This is a genomic window from Clostridium sp. CS001 (genome assembly GCF_020443565.1).
Classification (GTDB): Bacteria; Bacillota; Clostridia; order Clostridiales; family Clostridiaceae; genus Clostridium_AD.
Genome location: NZ_JAIZZN010000002.1, coordinates 189,161 through 211,209, shown reverse-complemented (window position 1 = coordinate 211,209; position 22,049 = coordinate 189,161). Strand labels below are relative to the sequence as shown.

Here is a 22,049-nt window from a genome sequence, read left to right as displayed (position 1 = left end):
AACTGTTAATCTGTAAATTTGCCACTTGTCACTTGCCACTTGCCACGTGGGTGGCACTAATTAAGACTACTTAATTGAGCCTTGAGTAATTCCTTTTACAATGTGCTTTTGTGCAAAGAAGTAGAATAGGATTATTGGAATCATGCCAATTACTAGACCTGCAAGTGCTAAGTCCCATCTCTTAGAGTATTGTCCAAAGAAATAAAACATCTTAAGTGGTATTGTATGCCACTCTGGTTTATTTATTATAAGCTGTGGTAATAAGAAGTCATTCCAAACCCACATAACATTTAGTATGGATACAGTAACTGTAATAGGCTTTAGTAGTGGAAACACAATAAACCAAAACACTTGAAACTTGTTACAACCATCTATTACCGCTGCTTCTTCAAGTTCTAGTGGTATTCCCTTAATAAATCCATGATAAAGAACAATTGATAAACTCGAGCCAAAACCTAGATATGCGAGAATTAGCCCTACTGGATTTAGCAAATTAAGCTTTCCTAGTATATTAATTAAAGGTAGCATAACGGACTGAAATGGTATAAGCATAGCTGCTGCAAATAAGAAAAACAAGAAGGTACTCCACTTTGATTTACTTCTCACCAGCATCCAGGCAGCCATTGATGCAAAAATTATTATTAGTACTGTACTAATTATTGTGATTAATAAAGAGTTCATTAAGGAATGCATAAAATTCAAATCCTTAAAGGCTTGAGCATAGTTGTTTAGCGTAAAAGTAGCCTTCCCTGGAAGACCTAAAACATTTGTGAAAATCCCTTTTGAAGTCTTAAAGGAGTTAGTAAAAACAATATATAAAGGTGCTAGAAATATTAAAGCAACAGAAATTCCTAGTAGGTTCCAACCTATTTTCTTTTTCGTATTGACCTTCATTACATTTCTACCTCCCTTTTCTTACTGAAATATAGTTGAGTAAGTGAAATTAATGCTATGGTAACTAAAAATATTACCGCCTTTGCCTGAGCCAGCCCAAATTTATTATAAGTAAATGCTGAACTATATATGTTTAGCGCTAACATCTCTGTGGATTTGTATGGCCCGCCATTAGTAAGGGATAGGTTTTGATCAAATAGCTTAAAAGCATTTGATAATGTTAAAAATAGCCCTACGGTAAAAGCTGGTGCCACTAGGGGAAGTGTTATATTTTTCAACCTTTGAAAACCATTTGCACCATCAATTTTTGCTGCCTCATTTAAGGATTCAGGAATTCCTTGGAGTGCAGCTATATATATAATCATCATATATCCAGACATTTGCCAGGACATTAGTATAACTAACCCCAAAAACCCTGTTGAAGTGCTAGCAAGCCACCCTTTTAGAAATTCTATACCAAGCTTTGTTCCCACAAAGCTAAAAGCCTTTGTAAAAATAAACTGCCAGATAAATCCTAGAATTAATCCCCCTACCATATTAGGCATGAAGAAAATACTTCTTAATAAATTGCTTATTTTCATACCTTTTGTAACAAGTAATGCAAGAGAAAAACCAAATAAGTTAATAGTAATTACTGAAACTATTGCAAACTTAGCCGTAAACATAAATGCTGGTAAAAAACCACTTTCTTTATTAAACACTTGTATATAGTTTGTAAGTCCAACCCAAGACGCATTATTATCTATACCATCCCAACTTGTGAAAGAAAAATATATCCCTAAAAATGTTGGAATAATAACCACCATTACAAATGCTAAAAGTATAGGGCCAACAAACAAACTAAACCATAACTTTGAATTTTTCATAATAACCTCCTTTTTACACCTAGCCTCAAATTTCACTCTTTACAAGTTCTTAATAAAAAAAACGAGCTTTTATATTTATAATTTAGGGAGGGTAATAATCCCTCCCCCTGATTTGTTATTTAATTATTTTCTACTTTCTGCCCATTTAGCTTTAGAGTTTGTAATTACTGCGTTCCAGTCTTGTTTTCCAGCTAAATATTTTTGAATTTCTTGTCCTAAAACATCCATTCCCCATCCTGTTGGATATCCCATGAATACCCATGGTGAAGTTTTTCCAGCCTCAGCATATTTCTTAACTGCTGCGCCTAGTGGATCTTTTGGTTGTAAACTTTCGTATCCTTTGAAAGGAGGTATAAAGAAGAATTTATTAACAACAAAATCTTTACCTTTTTCAGAAGTATATAACCAATTTAAGAAACTTTTTGCTGCTGCTTGCTCATCTACTGAACCTTTGTTGTTAACTGCCCAGTACATTGGAACGCCCATTGGTATTGAATCTTCTTTAGCACCAACTATTGGCATTGGAAGCATGTCTAATTGATCTGCAACTTTTGCATCTATTGCTTTAACTCCACCATAAATCCAGTTACCTTGTTGAACCATAGCTACACGTTCAATAGCAAGACCTTGATCTACTTGAGTTGCATAGTCTGTGGCATTTAGGTTACCTTTTGTTTTTGCATTTGGTGAATAATTAGCTTGTAAATCTATTAATGATTTTAAGCCTTCTGCATTTTTAAATTCTAGAGTTTTAGCTGCAAATGCATCTAAAGAACTTTTAAATTCTTGAGAAATAGCTGCATTAGAAGTATGAAGTCCAGTTACCCAAGTTTCCTTAGCTGGAAGTTCAAATACTGATTCTAAATTTGGATATTTAGTCTTTAATTCTCCTGCTTTAATTTTTGCATCTAAAGCCTTAACTGCTTTTTCTAATGATGCAAAATCTTTAACATCAGCTACTGACACACCAGCAGCTTCGAAGATACCTTTATTATAGATAAAACCATACCCCTCTACTGCGAAAGGCATTGCGAAAACTTTTTCATTTACTGTAACTCCTGATAAAACTCCGTCAAGAGCTTGTTTTGTCCATGGCTCATTTGTTAAGTCAACTAATCTAGATTCCCAATCCTTAACATCTTGTGGTCCACCTATATTGAATATTGTAGGTTCTGTTCCACCCTGGATTTTTGCTCTAAGTGCAGCGCCATAGTCATCTCCTCCACCAACTGTTTCAACGTTAATCTTAACATTTGGGTTTTCAGCAGTATATGCCTTTGTCGCTTCTTGGAGTTCCTTAGCAATTTCAACTTTGAACTGGAATATGTTTAATGTTACATCCTTCTTTTCCACTACAGGTGCTTTTGTGTCTTCTGCTGGTTTTTCTGTTTTTGAAGCACAGCCAACTAGTGCTGAAGCAACCATCACGGATGAAAGTGCTAGAGCTAAAACTTTTTTAACATTTTTCATTACAATTCCCCCTCTTTCAAATATTAACAAGTTGATTTTTTACAACTTCTTAAGAAGTTTAACTCCTTAAAAGTTAATTTATATAAGGTAACTCTGTTCCTAATTTTCAATTTAGGAATAAGATACTTATACTCAAGTAAGTTTTATAAAGTTATATTTTTCTACATGACTCTCTCTCTTGTAACTCTGTTTCAAGTACTATATGTTGATGATGATTCTGATTCTTTAATAAATCAAAAAGCAAGTCTATACTTTTCTTACCCATTTCTTCTACAGGCTGCACCACTGTAGTAATGGATGGATGAAAATACATAGAGTAATCTATACCATCAAAACCTACTACTGAGATATCCTCTGGAATTTTAAGTCCATTACTTAAAATTGCCTTTGAAGCTCCTATGGCCATAATATCTGTGGTGGCAAATACCGCCGTAATACCTAGCTCTTTTTCTAAAAGTTTATTCATGGCATCAAATCCGGATTCAAAGGTATATTCTCCTATTTCCACAAACTTCTCATTAAACTCTATTTTATTTTCTTTCAAAGCTTTTTTGTAACCCTCAAATCTTAGCTTACCAATGGTTCTATCTTCTTCACCAGTGGTTATGATTCCAATTTTTCTATGCCCAAGACTTGCTATATAATCCACTGCCTTATAAGCCGCTTTTTCATTTTCTATAATTACACTAGAAAACAAAGCTCTATTGGCTTTTTCAATAATATAAGTAGAGGCTAAGACTATGGGTGTCTTTAAATTTACAAGTTCCTGTTTATCTAAATCTTCAAAGTCTCCACCAAGGCAAATTAATCCTTTTAGTTTTTTCTCTTTAATTAGTTCCACTGCAGCATCGATGTCATTATCATTACTTTCATTATAATGAAGAATCATTGAGTACCCTTCTTTATCAATTTCTGTTTCAATAGACTTTATCATTTTTGAAAAGAAAGGATTATGAATACCTTTAACTAACACACCAATGTTATTTGAGGTGTTTCTTTTTAAGTTTCTAGCACTATTATTAGGAATATAATTGTATTTCTCCATTATTTCTAAAACCTTATGCCTTGTTTCTTCTTTTACATCTGTGTGATTGTTTAAAACTCTTGATACAGTGGCTACTCCAACTCCTGCAATTTTAGCAATGTCTTTTATATTTAAATTTTTCATAAGAAACCTCTTTTCAAAAGAATTCCAGGTATCGTTATCGGAAACGTTACCATAACTTACATAAGTTATGGAGAATTAAGTTTAGTAGCTATTACCACTGAGACTTTCTTCCCCTATTTTAAACTGTATTTTACTGACTTCAAGTAACAAATTCATTTTGTTTATTATTTATTCAAATGAATAATTTTTGGAATCGTCTTTGGAAACGTTTCCAGCATTAGATTCATTATATCACAATTCTTTTAATTTTCAAACTATATTTTCAACTTTATTGCAACAAATTTTTAAGCTTCAAGTTTGAAATCTTCCATAAGTAGTAGTTGCGCGGACTATGAAGTTTCTTTGGTGGTAGGCTACTTTGCTACAATATTAATTTTTGTAGAATTTAGTGACCTCACTTACTACTATTATATTATAAATAAAAAAGGTTTATTACATTGTTTTATTTACTCTCTTCTTAGTAAACACTTTTTCATAAATTCAGCAGCTATTGTCCTAAATTACTACAATAGCTGCTGGATAATTAAATCATCATCTGCGATGCTGTTAAACTTCTAGTTTTAGCTTCTTTGCTAACCATTGAGCAGTACTTGCCTGAACAGATAGAGTTACTAATATTGTAACGAAAGTCACAGATGAAATAATATTAGCATGCTGTACCTGCATTGAAACTAACATACCAGCAAGGGCCGCAGGAATTACACCTGTTTCTCTAATCCACATTATATAAATAATCTCTTTTAAATTCCACTTTGCTTTTCTGTCTAATGTTACGCATAGCAAAACAGATAAAGGTCTTGCAACAAATATAAGCAATCCTACTATTAATAATGCTTGTTTCCAATATTGTGAGACAGAAGCAAAATCAATATGCGTTCCTAAAAGGATAAAAATCATCATTCGTAGTAAAAGCGTTAAAACTTCTTTGAACCTTGTTTGTGTGATATAGTGTTCTTCTTGCACACGAAGGCTGAAAAGATGCTTATTTCCACAAATAATACCAATAATAAACACCGCCATAAAACCACTAACGCCCAAACGAGTAGCAACTACGTAAGTACCTGCAACAGTTGCAATCCGGATTTCTGATGGATTTTCTTTAAAGTAACCATACTTATCATGAGTAATAAGCATTGTAGCCAGCGTTCCAATAACTAAACCCACAGCTATTCCTCCAAAGGAAGTTTTACCTAGTTCAAACAAACTCGTTTGAATTGAAAATTTACTTCCCTGTATAACTCCCAGTATTGCAAATGTGATAATTGCACCCGCTGCATCATTAAACGCTGATTCAGATATTATAAATTGCTTTAGTTTGTCACTTATTTTCATTTTTTTGAAAAGAGGAACAAGTACTGACGGATCTGTAGACGCAATAACTGAACCCAGTAATAACGCATACATAAAATCCATCTTAAAGATAATTGATGCAAAAAAACCAATTACAACGGTGGATATTAAAACCCCTACAGTAGATATAAGAACTAATGATACCTTTACTTTATTAAGTATTTTTAACTCAATTTCTCTCCCGCCATCATATAAAATATAAGCAGCACCAAAGGTTAATATTAAATCATTACCAACTGGGTACCTGTCTATATTAACAAGATTTAGAACACTAGGTCCAAGCAAAATACCTGCAATTATAAACATCACAACATCAGGTAATTTTATCATTTTACTAAGTTTAGTAAACAAAACTCCTGAAACAATTACTAAAGCAAATAATTCTAATAAGTTTTGTGCTTCCATTTACTTTCCTCCACTTGATATTGTATTAGATAGAGATAAACAACTTTCCATATGTCTTTCAATAAAAATAATAAGCTTATATATACTTTTAGAAACATAGAAATAACTATTCTAAACAATTCATATTATTAAATTTTTATAAGTGCAAATCCTTTGTCAGAACTTTTCTTAATATAAATCCTCAACAATAGTATCAGAACCATAGAAAGTGTACAAACTTCAATTTTTGATATAAAACACCAAACAATCATATCTACTGCAAAAAAACCGATGTTTTTCATAGAATCCCTCGGTTTCTCTTCTGTTTTGCTAAAGATTTCATCTTTTATATTCCATTGTTAAGATATTTGAATGTGATAAGAATTTCACATTCCTTATTCACACTTTCTTTGCAGATTAATTATAATAAATTTATTATATTTCTTTTATCTTCTCTGGTGTTATACTCAATTTACTTTAAAAGTAAAACAATATAAAAACAAAATAACTTTAGGATTTATATAGGTTTATAATTAAAATTTAAAAATTATCACAGATTAAGTTTAATATAAAAGCATACTCAGATTTTTAAAAAATTTCTAAATCAGAGTATGCTTTTTTACTATATAGTAATGAATAACTTTGTTGTATTTCATTCCATTTTTTTTGATGTACTATTTTAGAATTTTTTTTATATTTATACGTTTTATTTTTAAAATAAAGTATAACTAACGTTGTTATATAGTATCAATTGTAGCTTTACATGATGTTAAAATCGATAATTCAAAATACAAAGCATAACTTGAAAAACGCTCAAATTATGCTTCTTGAGTTGATGTATGTAACAGATGCAAATAAACTCACTAAACTTAAATGTAACTATTTAGTTTCTAAAAGCTGAATCTTCAATCCATTTGGATCTAAAATATAAAAATACTTTATATTTGGATTTGGCTCAAATGGACCACTATGAATTTCTAAACCCTTTTCTTTAACGAAGGTCATCATCTCATCAACTGAATTAACTTGAAATCCTACTGATATATCTTTACCTAAGTTTACCTGTTCAAGATTACTATCATGTATTAACTCAAGTTTTGTTTCTCCCTCACCTAGAAAAGCTATTTCCATCCCTGGACCTGCTTTAAATCTTCTATCAATATTTAATTCAATTATTTCTTGATAAAATTTTAAAGATTCCTCCATATTTTTAACCATTATTGTAGTCCAACAAAATTTCATAATAAACACTCCTTTTTGTAGTATTATTCCCATTAGTAAAACCTATACCTATTATATAACATCTTTACTAACTGTGTTGTTAAAAGTTTTCTAAATTTAGTGATTTCACACACCGCCGCATTAAATTTACAGCTCCAAATATTTTTTGAACTGTAATTTAAATTAAATCAAAAAATATATTGAAAAAGATTTCTTGTTTTACAAATACCCATTTAGAAATATAAATTTAATACGATAAATATAATGTACGTAATAGTGCTATTAGGTACTTTACTCATTCTTAAAAATAAAATTAATGATATATGAGGTGAAATGATATGCTATCAAAAAAAGTATTACCAATTAATACACTACAAGCAGGAATGATATCATCTATGGATATAAGCGTTGATGGCACAGTATTACTCGCTAAAGGTGTTGCTATTACGCAGCAAATGATAAGCAAGCTAAAACAAAACTACATTATTGATAAGGTGGAGGTTTATTTAGACGATAATTCTAGTGAGGCTTCACCCCTTAAGGTGAAAACAGCAGAAGAACTTGAAGGCACCTTTAATGAATTCTCCTCTAATTTAGAGAATATATTTGAAAATATATCTACTTTGAAAAATCCTGAAATCACAGAGATACAAGCCTTCTCACATAGAATTCAAGAAGAATTCAGTGCAACAGGAATGGTAATTAGAAATATAGTCACCTATGGTAGTGGAAGCAATTCAATTTATAGGCACAGCGTAAATGTAGCCGCTATTAGTTTTATACTGGGCAAATGGGTAGGACTTAATGAAAAAGATCTAAATTTATTGACTTATTCAGCAATTTTACATGACTTTGGTAAAATGAAAATAAGCATGGATATAATAGGTAAAGAACCGAATTTAACCCCTAAAGAACTTGAAACTTTCAGAACTCATCCTGTAATTGGCTATCATTTTGTTAAAGAAATTCCATATGTTGATGCGTCTGTTGGTCTTGCAGTACTGATGCACCATGAAAGACTGGACGGTTCTGGGTATCCATTACAAGCAAAGGGCGATAAAATATCAAAGTTTGCCAGAATAATAGCTATTGCAGATTTATTTGATAAAGCTAATTCAAACAGACATTCGGAAACAGTTAAAGGCCCTTTAGGGGTTCTAAAATTAATTCAAGACGAAAGTATTACAAAACTTGATTCTACATATTGCAATATGTTTTTGAATCACATTGTAAATTATTATATGGGTGAAAATGTCATACTAAACGACCAGCGTGTATGTAAAATCATCCAAGTACATATAAATGATTTAACAAAACCCACTTTACTAGATGACAATGGATTTCTTGACCTTAAAAAAGAAAAAGATTTATATGTTGAAAAATTGGTTATCTAGATAGCAGATGTCATAGCAATCATCAACATGCTTATATAGTACCTAGTACCGCAATTTCACTTTTTTCAAATTTTCTAACAATTTACTCCATTAACGTGTTATAATTTGATTAGTACATTATAAAATAATAACTTATGGAGGGATACTATTATGGTAGATAAATTGCATACACCAGAAGAAAATGTTAAATTAGAAAACAATGAAAAAATAAGGCTTTTTGTATATGGCGCGCTTATGAAAGGACATAGCAATCATGAGAATTTCTTATCTGATGCTAGATTTGCAGGTTATTTTGTTGCTGACGGATTTCAAATATATGACTTTGGTAGTTATCCTCTAATAGCTCAAAATACAATTGATAAAGTTCGTGGCGAGATGTATATTGTGGATGAAAATCTATTATGTAATTTAGATATATCTGAGGCAAAAGCAAACTTGTTTACAAGGAAATCAATTAAGGTAGTTAATGAGATTGATAATGATGACGTTCAAGAAGCTTATATCTATGTGTACAATAAAGATTCTTCAAATAATATTAAAGTTAGTTGTGATACCCAACCTAAGATGGATATAAAAAGAAAGGATTACATTTGGTATGCAAGCTATGGTTCTAACCTTATTTATGAAAGATTATTACTTTATATTAAAGGTGGAAAATCTAAACTTAATGGTGAAAATTATGAAGGTTGTAGGAATAAAGCAATACCAAATGATACAAGGCCGGTAGCTATCCCTTATAAAATGTATTATGGTAACGACAGTTCCCCTTGGGGTCCTGGTGGAATTGCCTTCTTAGATACTCAAAGCATAGGAAAAACTTTAGGTAGGATGTACCTTATTACAGGAGAACAGTTTGAAGATATCTCCCGTCAAGAGGGACGTGATGAAAACTTATATAATGAGACTCTTTCTTTAGGCGATTATAATGGTATTGAGATTGTTACCATTACTAATAAAAATACTAGACCTTATCACAACCCTAATGATAGTTATCTTGAAGTAATTAGAAGGGGCTTAAAGGAAACCTACCCTGAAATGAGTGATTTTGAGGTAATGAAATATTTAGTTGGGTGTGAACTTATAAAAAAATAATTTAGCTGTTGTTGGAATTTCCTATGAAAACACCTAGTACAGATTAATTATTATCTAATAAAATGAAAAAAATAAGAATATCTTTTGATATTCTTATTTTTTTCATTTTTATTGCTTATGCTTTTTCTCGTTACCTTTTATAACTTTTTCAATAAATATTTTTACAATTTCAGCATCAAATTGAGTGCCTGAATTCTTAATAAGCTCTTCTATGGCGAATTCTTTTGACAAAGCACCTCTATAAGACCGTTCACTGGTTATAGCATCATAAGCATCCACTACCCCTATTATTCTTGATTTTATAGGAATTTCCGTTCCTTTAAGTCCCTTTGGATACCCATTTCCATCCCATCTTTCATGATGTGATAGAACATAGTCCGCTATTTCTGACATATCATTAACAGAACTTAAAATACGATAGGATATTTCCGGATGACGTCTAAGCTCTTCCCACTCAGCTTCTGAAAGTTTCCCTGGTTTATTTAAAATATTATCATCTATTGCAATTTTCCCTATGTCATGCAGAAGCCCTGCTGTTTTCAATTCTTGTACTTCCCCATCTGGTAACTTCATAGCCTTTCCTAAATAGCTGCAATATTCAGATACTCTATGAGAGTGTTGTTCTTCCCTTTTATTCTTTTCATATAGTGTATTTATAATCGCCCCTATTGTTTTACCCCTCATGCTTGGACTTTCAAAAAGTTTCTTTTTATACATAAAATCTTCTGCTTTTTTCAGTACTCCAAATATATCTTCTCCATCATTGTATTTAGTCTCGTATCCGATTGAAACTGAAAGCTTTATTGAAGATACCTCTTCCTCAGAGGCTAAGGCTGAAATACACTTGAAAATTTCCTCTGCTTTAATGGTATCTACCTTAGGTAATAGTATTACAAATTCATCTCCTCCTATACGAGATACAGTTCCATTATCGCCGCATCCCTTAAGTATTACCATTGCAATCCTTTTTAATAATTCATCACCAGTGGCATGTCCAAAAGAGTCATTTACTAGTTTTAGTCCATTAACATCAGCCATAAATATGGTAAGTGGAAGATTTTCTTTATTGTCTAATCTTTTAAGCTCTTCTTCAAAAAATCTTCTGTTATATAGTCCTGTAAGCTGGTCATGGTAGCTTAGAAATTCCAGTTCTCTTTCTGAAATATATTTTAGCGTTACATCCCTGCTTATTGCAATAATTTCATTTTTTCTGCATCTAACTATTCGAAGTTCAAAGTATTTAGTACCCACTGGTGTATCAATGTCATATTCAAAGCTTTCCAAAGAATTATTTTTAAGAGCTAATTTGATTTTTTCAAATCCAGTTTCAGCTATTTTGGGAGGTAGCACCTCCCAAAGGGTTTTTCCTATGAACTCATGCTTTGGCATTATTAGTATAGAATCATCATTTGTTTGGCAGTCTTTGAAAACACCATTTCCATCCACTATGAAGATAACATCAGGAATAGCAGCTACTATTGCCTTGTTTCGTTCTTCACTTTTCTTTAAATTATCTTCACTTTCTATTAATTGTTGGAATTGAGTTCTAAGTTCTTCCTCTGCAGCTGATAGTTCATTAAACGAAGCCTCAATTTCTTCATTTGATGCTATCAATTCCTCTTGACTTTCCTTTAATGCATCATTTAGTTTCAATAATTCCCTAGTACGTGAATCAACCTTAATTTTCAGAGTCGAAGTCCATAATATTAATAGCAGTATAGTCACTATAACAATGGCTATTAACCAGATGTAATCTATTAGTACCTGAAATAATGTTCTTGATTCATAAACCCCTAGCCATTTATTATATATTTTATCAAATTCTCCTGTGGCCTTAAGTATTTGTAATCCTCCATTAAGAGTAAATAACAAATCATTATTTCCTTCTTTTACGGCAAAGCAGTAACCATTAGGATTAATACCAAATTCGTTACTTTTAATATTTGAATATTTTTCTTTTTTTATTAAATAATGACCTGTAATCTTTAAAACTGCTGCATAATCATATTTTTTTATGGATACAAGTGAAAGTGCCTCATCAACTGTAGGAACTTCAATAAAATTAATATTAAGATTCTGTTTTTTTAGAAATTCTCCTACTATATCACCTGTTTGGACCACTACAGTTTTTCCTTTTAACTCTCTTATATCCTTTATTATTGTATCTTTTCTTGTAAATACATCACCACTAGTTATTGTATGTTTTGTTGTAAATGAATAAATTTTCTCTCTCTCTTCAGAGTAGAACATACCTGATATGGCATCTATTGTTCCGTTTTCAAGTTCTTCTTTAATTTCACTCCATTCCCCTAGTTTAATAATTACATTAATCCCCATAGCTTTTGCTGCTGCCTTAGCAAGTTCCACATTAAAACCAGCTGGATTACCCTTTTCATCTATAAAACTATAAGGTGGATAATCCTTATCGTCTCCTATTATTATTGTTCTGCCCAGAGGCTTTTGATCCATGTATTTTTCTTTATAAGAAGGATCTTTATTAGAACTCTCACTCACTTTATTATCAGCAAAGGCTGTATTTATGTAACTATTTCCTAATGAGATAATTAATATTGCAATAAATACTATAACAAAGCTTCTACCTTTTATGCTAAACATAAATTCACCTCTCATATATCTATTTATAATTATCCTTTATCTCGCTACTACACTAAAGTAATACTTATATATTCTACAAAACACACAAAATCCCTTTAGATATTCTATTTTATTTATATATTTCATTAAAAATTTTGTAACTTCTAGTAGAATTTTATATAAATAAGTATTATAGTATAATTATATTAGAGGTTAAGGAAATACTGAATGATTTATCTAAGGAAATCAACTTGAAAATTGTAAGTATGCTATAATTTTTTTACCTTTACTAAAAGTTACTTTAATTTACTTACAAAGACTCCCATCAAAGTTTATAAATGAGCATGTTGAACAAAAATAGTTAACCCGTTAAATAACTTTATTTAACGGGTTAACTATTTTTGTTTTCTTTGGCATCTTAATACTTTGTAGCCTTCTTAACCATATCAATAAACTGCTTTTCATGGGCGGTGAAGGTGTGGTCCTGCTTATAAATTATAATATCTTTATTAACCAATGAACCAGCGGAAGATTTTCGAATCACCATATTCCTTTGGTCTAAAACCTCCTGTGGAACTTTCGATACCCACATAAAGGACCCCTCCACCCTTTGTATTAAGTCAAATTGACTTCCCCTCTCATATACATTAATTTGCTTTGACTGTAGCTGGTTTCTAGCCTCTTTTTTAATCTCACTAGGACAACTAGATGGTACCTGGAAATCCCCATGGACAATTTCTGTATAGCTACACAAGTCTGAATACGGAATATCCTCCAAATGCGCAAGGGGATGCTCCTTTGACATAAGCAAACATAAGTCAAATTCCCAAAGCGGTTCATATTCCAAATCCAAATCCTTTAAAAAATCTAAAAAATGATTTTCATATATCTGCTGATAACGAATAATTCCTAAACTAGAATCTCCGTTATGTACATCATTTATTGCTTCCATGGAATTTGTTTCTTTGAAAAATATGTTTATTTCTCTTTCTTCATTAAGAGAGTTAACAAACTCAGAAAATGCCACAGAAACATAGGTTGCTCGAGGAACAGATATATTAAATTTTATCTCATCAACTTTACAGGGTTTGTACAAATACTCCAACTCATTAACTTGAGATAGAATTGTCTTTGTATATGCTAAAAATTCAGTACCTTTCCTAGTTGGTAGCGCGCCCCTAGCAGTACGCCTAAAAATAGTAATTCCAATATCCTTTTCTAACTCCTTAATAGCTCTACTTAAATTAGGTTGCCCCATAAATAGGTTTTGTGCAGCTTTTGTAATTGATTTGGTTTTCTCAACTTCAACAATATATTTTAAGTGTAATAGATTCATAATCATCATCCATTCATTGTTAAGCATATGTGATATATAAATTATACATTACCCCCTCCTAAAGTTCAATGCTACAATGAAACTATTGTTAATATTTTATCAATTATAAATGCTTTATTATTTATTATTACTAATTATAAATAAACATTCATGAAGGAGGCTATAAAGTGGATATTTTAGTATGCATAGGCAGCAGTTGCCACATTAGAGGATCTTACAAAATAATGAGTGAGTTAAAGGCAATGATAATAGAAAAAAAGTTAGATTGTCACATTCAAGTTAAAGCTGCTTTTTGTCTTGGCTATTGCAGGGATGGAGTAACCATAAAAGTGGATGAACATCTTATAACAGGAGTAACAAAAGAGAATTTAACAGAAGTTTTTGATAAATATATTTTAAAGAAGGTTGATTAACCTATGAGCATTCTAAAATTAAAGAAAGCAAATTGTAAAAACTGCTATAAATGTGTACGAAATTGCCCTGTAAAATCCATTGAAGTAAAGGATCATCAAGCACAAATTATTGAAAGAGACTGCATACTTTGTGGAAATTGTATTTTAATCTGTCCTCAAGATGCTAAAGAAGTTAGAAACGACTTGGCTATTGTTAAAAACTTAATTAGGAGTGGAAAAGATGTCATCGCTAGTGTTGCCCCTTCTTTTATTGCAAATTATGATGTTTCAACCTTTAAATCCTTTAAAGACCTGCTTAAAAAACTAGGTTTTTCAGAGGCTTATGAGACAGCCGAAGGTGCTTTTTTAGTAAAGAGTGAATATGAAAAGCTCATAGCTAAAAATACAGGAAAAACAATAATTTCTTCCTGTTGCCCCACGGTGGTTAAATTAATTCAAAAGTATCATCCAAGTGTACTTGAAAATTTAGCTCCTGTTCTATCCCCTATGGAAGCTCATGGAAAGCTGCTTAAGGATAAATTTCCAAACTCACAGGTGGTATTTATCGGTCCTTGCATCTCTAAAAAAGGTGAAATCGAAAGTTGCCAAGGGTCAGTAGACATGGTGTTAACCTTTGATGAACTAAATCAGTGGCTTGAGGAAGAACAAATTAATCTGACTAATGTGGAGGACATAACTTCCTCAAAATATTTATCTAGATTCTTTCCTGTAGCTGGTGGAATAATTAAAACCATGAACATAAATACAGACTATAAATATATTGCTATAGATGGCATTGACAACTGCATTCAGGCTCTTTCTGAAATAGACAACGGGGATTTTGAAAATTGCTTCATCGAAATGAGTGCTTGTAAAGGTAGCTGTATTAATGGTCCTACAAGGGGTAAAAATAAATTTAAGCTTATAAACGCACAAATAAAGGTTGAAGAGCTTGCTTTCAATAAAGAAATCCCCTGTGATTATGATTTAAATACAGAAATGGATCTATACAAAGAAATTAAAAGTGAAGAGATTATTTGTTTGCCTCCTAGCAAAAGTGATGTTGCAGCAATACTAAAAAAAATGGGTAGAAATACTCTAAGTGATGAGCTTAATTGTGGTACCTGTGGCTATAACACCTGTAGAGAAAAAGCCATTGCTGTGTACTTTGGCAAAGCTGAAATAACCATGTGCCTTCCCTATATGAGGAGCAAAGCAGAATCCTTCTCAGATAAAATCATAAATGCAACTCCAAATGCAATTTTAGCAGTAGATATGGATCTCCGAATTCAACAAATTAATAGAGCTGCCTGCAATATTTTTAGAATTTCCAAAAGTGAAGATGTTATAGGTGTACCTGTTTCAAGAATTATGGACGAGTTTGACTTCGTTAATGTAATTTCTAAGGAGGAAGGTAAAATAATTAAAAAGGTTTACTTGGCAGAGTATGAAAAATATATAGAACTGTTACTATTATATGATAAAACTAGCCATGTAGTAATTTGCATAATGAAAGATATAACCAAGAATCATTTAAAGAGAGAAAAAATTCTAGCTTCAAGAAATAATGCAAAAAATATTGCTGATAAAATACTAGAAAAACAAATAGGCATTGTTCACGAAATCGCTTCCCTGCTTGGCGAAACTACAGCGGAAACTCAAATAGCACTAAATGAGCTTAAAAACACCATGTTTGAGGAGGATGAATATTAGTGAAAAACATATTTATGGAGTGCGGATTTGTAAGCCTAAGTAAACATGGCGAAAAAATTTGCGGAGATTATTATACTATGGTAAAAAAAGAGAATACCACCACTGTTGTACTATCTGATGGTCTTGGCAGTGGGATTAAAGCAAACATTTTAGCTACTTTAACATCAAAAATTTTAAGCACTATGATGGCTGAAAATATGTCCATTGAAGACAGTGTTTATACAGTAGCAAAGACCTTGCCTTTATGTAAGGTTAGAAATCTTGCATATTCAACTTTTACAATTTTTCAATTGGTTCACTATGGTAATAATGCTTATTTAGCTCAATTTGATAACCCTAATGCCATTTTAATTAGGGAAGGTAGAAATTATCCCTACCCTTCCACCTGTAAAATTATTGGTGAAAAAGAAATCTATGAAAGCAATATAACCCTTCAAGCTGGGGACATGATTATTTTGCTTACAGATGGAATCACCAGTGCTGGTCTTGGACGAGTCACTATAAATGGTTGGTCCCGTGATGAAATTATTAAATTTATAGAACTATGGTATACCCCTAATATGTCACCTCAGCGAATGGCCTCTATAATTTCTGAGGCAAGCATGGATTTATCTCTTGGTACCCCTGCAGATGATTCAACAGTTGCAGTGTTTAAGATAAGAAAGAGGCAGGTAGTAAACCTTATTATAGGGCCACCTGAGAAAAAGGAAGAAGATAATATAATACTAAAACTCTTCTTTTCTAAGGCTGGCAAAAAAGTTGTATGTGGTGGTAGCACTTCAAAAATGGTTAGTAACTATTTAAACAAATCTCTAAAATCAACTGGAAGTTCTGAGGATGAAGAAATACCTGCCACTTCATATATAGAGGGCGTGGATTTAGTTACTGAGGGCGTTATTACACTTGGCAAAGTAGTGCAGCTAGGTAGAAGCTACTTAGAAGATAGTAAAATTTCCCTGACTTTAGAGAATAAAACCGATGGTGCTTCACTCCTTGCAAAATTGCTATTTGAGGAAGCTACTGATATAAATTTCTTTATTGGTAAAGCAATAAATCCTGGTCATGAACTAGATGGTATGAATATCAACTCATCAATTAAAATGAGTTATATAAGAGAAATTAAGAACCTTTTAGTGAAAATGGATAAAAAAATTAAGGTAAGCTTATGTTAGGAGGTACAACCATGAGATTATTTGATACTAATGTTCAAGAGCTTAAATATGAGGTATTAAAAGAAGTTGCAAAACTTGCTTTTGAGGATAATTTACAAACTGGGATACTAAGTATACCTGAGAAAATCGTACCTGGCCCTGATGCTACTATGCGTTGTTGCATTTATAAAGAACGTGCGATTTTGAATGAGCGTGTAAAGCTTGCCATGGGTGGAAATAAAAATAACCCCAATGTAATTGAGGTTTTAGATATTGCTTGTGATGAGTGCCCTGTTACTCAATTTTCTGTTGGCCCTTCTTGCAGAGGCTGTATCGCCCATAGATGCGAAAATGCTTGCCCAAGAGGTGCTATCTCATTTGTTCTTCATAAAGCAGTTATAGATCACAAGAAATGTGTTAATTGTGGAAAGTGTTTAAATGCTTGCCAATATAGTGCTATTATAAAAAACGTTCGTCCATGTGAAAATGCCTGTAAAGCTAATGCTATTTCTATGGATGAACATAAAAAAGCTCATATCGATGAGTCCAAATGTATTGCCTGTGGTGCTTGTGTTTATCAATGTCCATTTGGTGCTGTTATGGATAAATCCTATATATTAGATGCTATAAAACTTCTTCGTGATAAAAAATGCGATACAAAAGTTTATGCAATTATTGCTCCATCTATTACCGGTCAATTTAAAAGTGCTAAGATAGGTCAAGTAGTTTCTGGACTTAAACAGCTAGGTTTTTACAATGTCGTAGAGGCTGCCCTCGGTGCGGATATGGTAGCTCACAAAGAAGCTAAAGAGCTTGTAGAAAAAGGATTCTTAACTAGTTCTTGTTGCCCTGCTTTTGTATCCTACATTGAAAAAAACTTTCCAACCTTAAAGGAGCATATCTCTCATAATCTATCGCCAATGGTTGAACTAGCAACATACATTAAGAGGATTCACCCAGACAGTAAAGTGATATTTATTGGTCCGTGTACCGCAAAGAAAGCTGAAGCTAAAAAAGAAACCGTTAAACAATATGTAGATGTGGTGTTAACCTTTGAAGAGCTTCAAGCACTATTTGATAGTAGAGACATTACACTTTCAGATTTACCCGATGATGTGCTAGATAACGCCTCTTACTTTGGAAGGATTTTTGCAAGAAGTGGTGGCCTGTCCGATGCCGTGGCCGAAGCCTTAAAAGAACAAGAGGTAACAACTTTTAAAGTCTTCCCTACTGCCTGTAGCGGTATTGAAGAATGTAGAATTGCCTTGTTAAAAGTCAGCAAAGGTGTTTTAAAAGAAAACTTTATTGAAGGTATGGCCTGCAACGATGGTTGTATAGGCGGTGCCGCCTGCTTAACTCACGATGCTAAAGATAGAAAGTTAGTTGATGACTATGGAAAAGAGGCTATGGAGAAGACAATAAAGGATGCAATTGAAATTTTAGACTTTCTATAGTCCATTATAGGACTATTATTCACTGAGAAATTATTAAAGAAGGCTATGTAACTATTGATATTGAAAGTACAAACAACTTATCTACATATTAAGTTTTAAAATCGAAAATGCAAACATATTATAAACTAGTTATAATGTTTAAATTTTTGACGAAAGGTATAAATTGATATGAAGAATGCTTATATAAAAAAGCTTTTTAAAAGTAATAGTACTGGAAATGTTATTATTTTCATAGCTTCAATCTTATTAGTCTATTTATTTATTTCCTTATACTTTTCTAATCATTCCTTTTTCAATACAGTGATAAATGGTGTAGATGTGTCTTTAAAATCACAGGAGGATACAGAGGCTATAATTAGAAATTATGTTAAGGATTATAAGCTACAGTTAGTAGAAAGAAACGGCGAATCGGAAGAAATACTAGGGCGAGACATAGGAATGAAATACAATGAAAAAAATAGTATTCATAAAATTTATTTAAATCAAAATCTCTTTAAATGGATAATTGCATTACTAAAGGATCAAAAATATTATGTTGAGGATTTATTTATTTATAATAAAGATAATTTAGAAAGTAAGATAAATGGACTAAATTGTTTAAATACATATATTGTAGAGCCTCAAAATGTAAGTTTTATATATACAAATGGTTCCTATAAAGCCATTAAAGAAGTATATGGAAATAAGATAATTAAAGATAAATTATATGAAAATATAGAAATGAGCATATTAAATGGAGTAAGAAACCTAGATTTAAATAACATCCCTTGTTATTTAAATCCAAGTTACACTTTAAGTTCCTATAAAACCCTTGAAACCAATAATTTACTAAATAAATATGTAAGAGCAAAAATCACTTATAAATTTGGAAGTGAAAATGAAATTTTAGATGGAAATACAATAAGTGAGTGGCTTAGTGTTGATGAAAATTTAGAAGTGGTGATAAGCGAAATAGCCGTTATGAAATATGTTAAACAATTAGGTAAGAAATATGATACCGTTGGAATAGCAAGAAACTTCAAGACCTCACTGGGTAAAATAGTAGAAGTTAGCGGTGGGCTTTATGGTTGGAAAATTAATCGTGAGCTTGAAACAGAAGCACTATTAGAAAATATAAAGCTTGGCAATGTATTAGAAAAGGAACCTATATACACTCAGAAGGCTCTATATAGGTCAGAAAATGAAATAGGCAATACCTATGTAGAAGTTAATATAACAAGACAGTATTTATGGTTTTATAAAAATGGAAAGCTTATAACACAAGGTGCTGTAGTAACAGGGAATCCTAGCAAAGGGTATTCTACTGTCCTTGGAACTTACATGCTTAATTATAAACAAAGGGGGGCAACATTAACTGGGCCTGGTTATGAAGTTCCAGTAACTTATTGGATGCCTTTTTTCGGAAATATAGGATTACATGATGCAAGCTGGCGATATTCTTTTGGAGGAGATATATATAAGAGAAGAGGAAGCCATGGATGCATAAATGCCCCAGTACATTTAGCTAAAACAATTTTTGATAATATAGAAGATGGAACTCCAATTATTTGTTATGAAGAATAAGACTTGCCCTAGAGGGTACCTGAAACAGCCAGCCTAAGATAGGATTTATCTAGGGCTGGCTGTTTCAGAATCTTCCATAATTGGTCCAGTTTGCTTTCTTGAATTAAACAACATATCAACTTTCTTTCTAGCAGCTAATAAATATATTATTGCAATGTCAATAAATTCAGGAGCTGCATAATTGAAATTTTGCTCTGCCTGATTTAACTCTATAATGGCTTGAGTGATTTCAGTATCCATAGGTCTCTCCCATTTATAATTGCTTTACATTAGAAGGTTATTTTCATTTCCTACATTGCACCAGGATTGTGCTGAATTAACCTGCATTTTATAGCATATGTGTGAATATTTAATTTTATACCAATGTATGCGTATGCTACATCAAGAATATCTTCATTTATTAAATTGCCTAGATACTCTTTTTATCCTAGAACTTTTATGAACATAAATAAGGATTTATGAATATAATAACTTTATCAAGCTTTAAAATCCAATAGTATATATTATTTTCTTACTTATGGGGGCGGTTATTATAAAAAAAGTCGTTATTATATTAATTCCTTTTGTTTATTTAATCATATTAAGTTTAAATTTATATAATTCAAAAGTAGAAATAAAAAATCTTAAAACCACGCTTAATAATGAAATTATTACAAATGAAGAATTACATACTACCTCTAGCAATCTTAAATTATCAATTGTTGAGTTAGAAATAAAAATAGCTGATTTAAATAAAACTATTGATATATTAGTAGATAAAACCAAAGAAAGCAAGCCTATAGCTAGTAATCAAATAAAGCCAGGTGAAAAGGAAGCCTATCTTACCTTCGATGATGGTCCTTCAGAGAACACCTCCAAGATTCTCAAAATTTTAAAGGATAATGATATTTCAGCAACATTTTTCGTTAATGGGCATTCTGGTTATGATGACGTATACAAAAGCATTATAAATCAAGGAAGCATTATAGGTAATCACACTTATTCACATGATTATAAAACCATATATTCATCTGTTTCTGCCTATAATGAAGATGTAGAAAAATTGAACTCTTTTTTAGAAGGTATTGGGATTCCAAGGCCAACACTTATGCGATTTCCTGGTGGGTCAAACAATACAATAAGCAATAATTATGGTGGCAACGATTTAATGAACAAATTAACCAAAGAACAAATAACAAATGGCTATCAATATATTGATTGGAATATTACATCGGGCGATTCAGATAAAATAACAGAAAGTAAGGATGTTATTTTAGAAAATGTTCTAAAAGGAGCCAAAGGTATGGAATCTATTGTGATTTTATTTCACGATTCAACTCCAAAGACAACTACCGTGGAGGCTTTGCCTATAATAATTAAAAACTTAAAAGAATTAGGATATGTGTTTAAGACCTTATCAATTAACAGTCCTGTTATACACTTTAAATAACCATAATAAATTGGAACAATGCTTATGAATTAAGGAAAATAATTTAGTTGATGCATCAACAATATTGTGTTATTCTTAAATTAGTTGATACATCAACTAGAATAGTGAGGTAAAGTTATGGATGTAACGAAAAGGTATATTACAAAAATCTGTCGCGCAGCACAGAGATACGCAGGTTTACGCTTAAAAGGTACTAATATTGGAACCTCCGAGTATGAATGTCTTCATTACATACGTAAAAATAATGGTATGAGTCAAGAAAAGCTACGCAGTTTTTTAAATGTTGACAAAGCTGCTGTTGCCCGTATGGTTGCAAACCTTGAAAAAAAGGGATATCTATATCGCCTGCAGGATGAAAATGATAAGCGTGCCAAAAGGCTTTTTACAACAGAAAAGGCAGTTGATATTAAAAATATGACTTCATCTGTAGAGTCATTTTTCTATGAATGGCTTCTTGAAGATATTAATCAAGATGAAAAAGAAATATTCCTAAAGGTGCTAAGTGAACTGTATACAAAAAGCAAAAAGGAACGTGTGGAACGGTTTATAAATATAAAGAAAAGAGAGTTGGATTAGC

Annotated in this window: 19 protein-coding genes; 9 read left to right on the top strand and 10 right to left on the bottom strand. The window is 31.7% G+C overall.

Annotation, left to right across the window (positions count from 1 at the left end; translation table 11 throughout):
* Positions 1 to 66 precede the first annotated feature (66 nt).
* The 7 genes from LGK97_RS02710 to LGK97_RS02680 all read right to left on the bottom strand — a co-directional run bounded on the left by LGK97_RS02710 (position 67) and on the right by LGK97_RS02680 (position 7,374).
* Positions 67 to 894 carry a carbohydrate ABC transporter permease gene (locus LGK97_RS02710; protein WP_226258195.1) on the bottom strand — a complete coding sequence of 276 codons (828 nt, stop codon included), beginning with the start codon at positions 892 to 894 and terminating at the stop codon, positions 67 to 69.
* The gene (locus LGK97_RS02705) at positions 894 to 1,760 is read right to left on the bottom strand and encodes a carbohydrate ABC transporter permease (protein WP_226258194.1); all 867 of its coding nucleotides are present in this window, start codon (positions 1,758 to 1,760) and stop codon (positions 894 to 896) included. Before LGK97_RS02705 ends, LGK97_RS02710 begins: the two co-directional genes overlap by 1 nt.
* Before the next feature lie 123 nt (positions 1,761 to 1,883).
* Positions 1,884 to 3,230: an ABC transporter substrate-binding protein gene (locus tag LGK97_RS02700; protein ID WP_226258193.1), complete on the bottom strand. Its 1,347-nt coding sequence runs from the start codon at positions 3,228 to 3,230 to the stop codon at positions 1,884 to 1,886.
* A 151-nt stretch (positions 3,231 to 3,381) separates the two neighbouring features.
* Positions 3,382 to 4,398 (bottom strand): LacI family DNA-binding transcriptional regulator, encoded by a 1,017-nt coding sequence (locus tag LGK97_RS02695; protein WP_226258192.1) that lies wholly within the window; start codon positions 4,396 to 4,398, stop codon positions 3,382 to 3,384.
* A 546-nt stretch (positions 4,399 to 4,944) separates the two neighbouring features.
* Positions 4,945 to 6,153 carry a cation:proton antiporter gene (locus LGK97_RS02690; RefSeq protein ID WP_226258191.1) on the bottom strand — a complete coding sequence of 403 codons (1,209 nt, stop codon included), beginning with the start codon at positions 6,151 to 6,153 and terminating at the stop codon, positions 4,945 to 4,947.
* Between the two features lie 128 nt (positions 6,154 to 6,281).
* Positions 6,282 to 6,434 carry a hypothetical protein gene (locus LGK97_RS02685; RefSeq protein ID WP_226258190.1) on the bottom strand — a complete coding sequence of 51 codons (153 nt, stop codon included), beginning with the start codon at positions 6,432 to 6,434 and terminating at the stop codon, positions 6,282 to 6,284.
* Between the two features lie 577 nt (positions 6,435 to 7,011).
* Positions 7,012 to 7,374, bottom strand: coding sequence for a VOC family protein (locus tag LGK97_RS02680; protein ID WP_226258189.1), 363 nt, complete (start codon positions 7,372 to 7,374; stop codon positions 7,012 to 7,014).
* A gap of 317 nt (positions 7,375 to 7,691) precedes the next feature.
* Between LGK97_RS02680 and LGK97_RS02675 the strand changes: the two genes are divergently transcribed.
* Positions 7,692 to 8,747: an HD-GYP domain-containing protein gene (locus LGK97_RS02675; RefSeq protein WP_226258188.1), complete on the top strand. Its 1,056-nt coding sequence runs from the start codon at positions 7,692 to 7,694 to the stop codon at positions 8,745 to 8,747.
* 150 nt (positions 8,748 to 8,897) lie between these two features.
* Positions 8,898 to 9,839 (top strand): gamma-glutamylcyclotransferase family protein, encoded by a 942-nt coding sequence (locus LGK97_RS02670; RefSeq protein ID WP_226258187.1) that lies wholly within the window; start codon positions 8,898 to 8,900, stop codon positions 9,837 to 9,839.
* 108 nt (positions 9,840 to 9,947) lie between these two features.
* Here the strand turns inward: LGK97_RS02670 and LGK97_RS02665 are convergent, their stop codons facing one another.
* Complete coding sequence (locus tag LGK97_RS02665; protein ID WP_226258186.1) at positions 9,948 to 12,455, bottom strand: HD domain-containing phosphohydrolase; 2,508 nt, start codon at positions 12,453 to 12,455, stop codon at positions 9,948 to 9,950.
* A 397-nt stretch (positions 12,456 to 12,852) separates the two neighbouring features.
* Positions 12,853 to 13,770, bottom strand: a complete 918-nt coding sequence (locus tag LGK97_RS02660) for a LysR family transcriptional regulator (protein WP_226258185.1) — start codon at positions 13,768 to 13,770, stop codon at positions 12,853 to 12,855.
* 167 nt (positions 13,771 to 13,937) lie between these two features.
* Here LGK97_RS02660 and LGK97_RS02655 point away from each other — a divergent pair, with 167 nt between their 5' ends.
* From LGK97_RS02655 to LGK97_RS02635, 5 genes are all read left to right on the top strand, one after another.
* The gene (locus LGK97_RS02655) at positions 13,938 to 14,183 is read left to right on the top strand and encodes a (2Fe-2S) ferredoxin domain-containing protein (RefSeq protein WP_226258184.1); all 246 of its coding nucleotides are present in this window, start codon (positions 13,938 to 13,940) and stop codon (positions 14,181 to 14,183) included.
* Between the two features lie 3 nt (positions 14,184 to 14,186).
* Positions 14,187 to 15,875, top strand: a complete 1,689-nt coding sequence (locus tag LGK97_RS02650; RefSeq protein ID WP_226258183.1) for a [Fe-Fe] hydrogenase large subunit C-terminal domain-containing protein — start codon at positions 14,187 to 14,189, stop codon at positions 15,873 to 15,875.
* The gene (locus tag LGK97_RS02645) at positions 15,875 to 17,047 is read left to right on the top strand and encodes a SpoIIE family protein phosphatase (protein WP_226258182.1); all 1,173 of its coding nucleotides are present in this window, start codon (positions 15,875 to 15,877) and stop codon (positions 17,045 to 17,047) included. The genes LGK97_RS02650 and LGK97_RS02645 overlap by 1 nt, the downstream gene beginning before the upstream one ends.
* 11 nt (positions 17,048 to 17,058) lie before the next feature.
* The gene (locus LGK97_RS02640) at positions 17,059 to 18,480 is read left to right on the top strand and encodes a 4Fe-4S dicluster domain-containing protein (protein ID WP_226258181.1); all 1,422 of its coding nucleotides are present in this window, start codon (positions 17,059 to 17,061) and stop codon (positions 18,478 to 18,480) included.
* 168 nt (positions 18,481 to 18,648) lie between these two features.
* Positions 18,649 to 20,043, top strand: coding sequence for a L,D-transpeptidase family protein (locus LGK97_RS02635; protein WP_226258180.1), 1,395 nt, complete (start codon positions 18,649 to 18,651; stop codon positions 20,041 to 20,043).
* Positions 20,044 to 20,088: 45 nt separating this feature from the next.
* Here LGK97_RS02635 and LGK97_RS02630 read toward each other — a convergent pair whose 3' ends face one another.
* Positions 20,089 to 20,283 (bottom strand): hypothetical protein, encoded by a 195-nt coding sequence (locus tag LGK97_RS02630; RefSeq protein WP_226258179.1) that lies wholly within the window; start codon positions 20,281 to 20,283, stop codon positions 20,089 to 20,091.
* 277 nt (positions 20,284 to 20,560) lie between these two features.
* Here LGK97_RS02630 and LGK97_RS02625 point away from each other — a divergent pair, with 277 nt between their 5' ends.
* Entirely contained in the window at positions 20,561 to 21,472 is a 912-nt protein-coding gene (locus tag LGK97_RS02625; protein WP_226258178.1) for a polysaccharide deacetylase family protein, read from the top strand.
* A gap of 117 nt (positions 21,473 to 21,589) precedes the next feature.
* Positions 21,590 to 22,048 (top strand): MarR family winged helix-turn-helix transcriptional regulator, encoded by a 459-nt coding sequence (locus LGK97_RS02620; RefSeq protein WP_226258177.1) that lies wholly within the window; start codon positions 21,590 to 21,592, stop codon positions 22,046 to 22,048.
* The last annotated feature ends 1 nt before the right edge of the window (position 22,049 follow it).

Excerpts from the sequence above, each read along its gene's own strand:
- LGK97_RS02710 (WP_226258195.1), bottom strand. The coding sequence starts at position 894 with ATGAAGGTCAATACGAAAAAGAAAATAGGTTGGAACCTACTAGGAATT.
- LGK97_RS02705 (WP_226258194.1), bottom strand. The coding sequence starts at position 1,760 with ATGAAAAATTCAAAGTTATGGTTTAGTTTGTTTGTTGGCCCTATACTT.
- LGK97_RS02700 (WP_226258193.1), bottom strand. The coding sequence starts at position 3,230 with ATGAAAAATGTTAAAAAAGTTTTAGCTCTAGCACTTTCATCCGTGATG.
- LGK97_RS02695 (WP_226258192.1), bottom strand. The coding sequence starts at position 4,398 with ATGAAAAATTTAAATATAAAAGACATTGCTAAAATTGCAGGAGTTGGA.
- LGK97_RS02690 (WP_226258191.1), bottom strand. The coding sequence starts at position 6,153 with ATGGAAGCACAAAACTTATTAGAATTATTTGCTTTAGTAATTGTTTCA.
- LGK97_RS02685 (WP_226258190.1), bottom strand. The coding sequence starts at position 6,434 with ATGAAAAACATCGGTTTTTTTGCAGTAGATATGATTGTTTGGTGTTTT.
- LGK97_RS02680 (WP_226258189.1), bottom strand. The coding sequence starts at position 7,374 with ATGAAATTTTGTTGGACTACAATAATGGTTAAAAATATGGAGGAATCT.
- LGK97_RS02675 (WP_226258188.1), top strand. The coding sequence starts at position 7,692 with ATGCTATCAAAAAAAGTATTACCAATTAATACACTACAAGCAGGAATG.
- LGK97_RS02670 (WP_226258187.1), top strand. The coding sequence starts at position 8,898 with ATGGTAGATAAATTGCATACACCAGAAGAAAATGTTAAATTAGAAAAC.
- LGK97_RS02665 (WP_226258186.1), bottom strand. The coding sequence starts at position 12,455 with ATGTTTAGCATAAAAGGTAGAAGCTTTGTTATAGTATTTATTGCAATA.
- LGK97_RS02660 (WP_226258185.1), bottom strand. The coding sequence starts at position 13,770 with ATGAATCTATTACACTTAAAATATATTGTTGAAGTTGAGAAAACCAAA.
- LGK97_RS02650 (WP_226258183.1), top strand. The coding sequence starts at position 14,187 with ATGAGCATTCTAAAATTAAAGAAAGCAAATTGTAAAAACTGCTATAAA.
- LGK97_RS02640 (WP_226258181.1), top strand. The coding sequence starts at position 17,059 with ATGAGATTATTTGATACTAATGTTCAAGAGCTTAAATATGAGGTATTA.
- LGK97_RS02635 (WP_226258180.1), top strand. The coding sequence starts at position 18,649 with ATGAAGAATGCTTATATAAAAAAGCTTTTTAAAAGTAATAGTACTGGA.
- LGK97_RS02630 (WP_226258179.1), bottom strand. The coding sequence starts at position 20,283 with ATGGATACTGAAATCACTCAAGCCATTATAGAGTTAAATCAGGCAGAG.
- LGK97_RS02625 (WP_226258178.1), top strand. The coding sequence starts at position 20,561 with ATGGGGGCGGTTATTATAAAAAAAGTCGTTATTATATTAATTCCTTTT.
- LGK97_RS02620 (WP_226258177.1), top strand. The coding sequence starts at position 21,590 with ATGGATGTAACGAAAAGGTATATTACAAAAATCTGTCGCGCAGCACAG.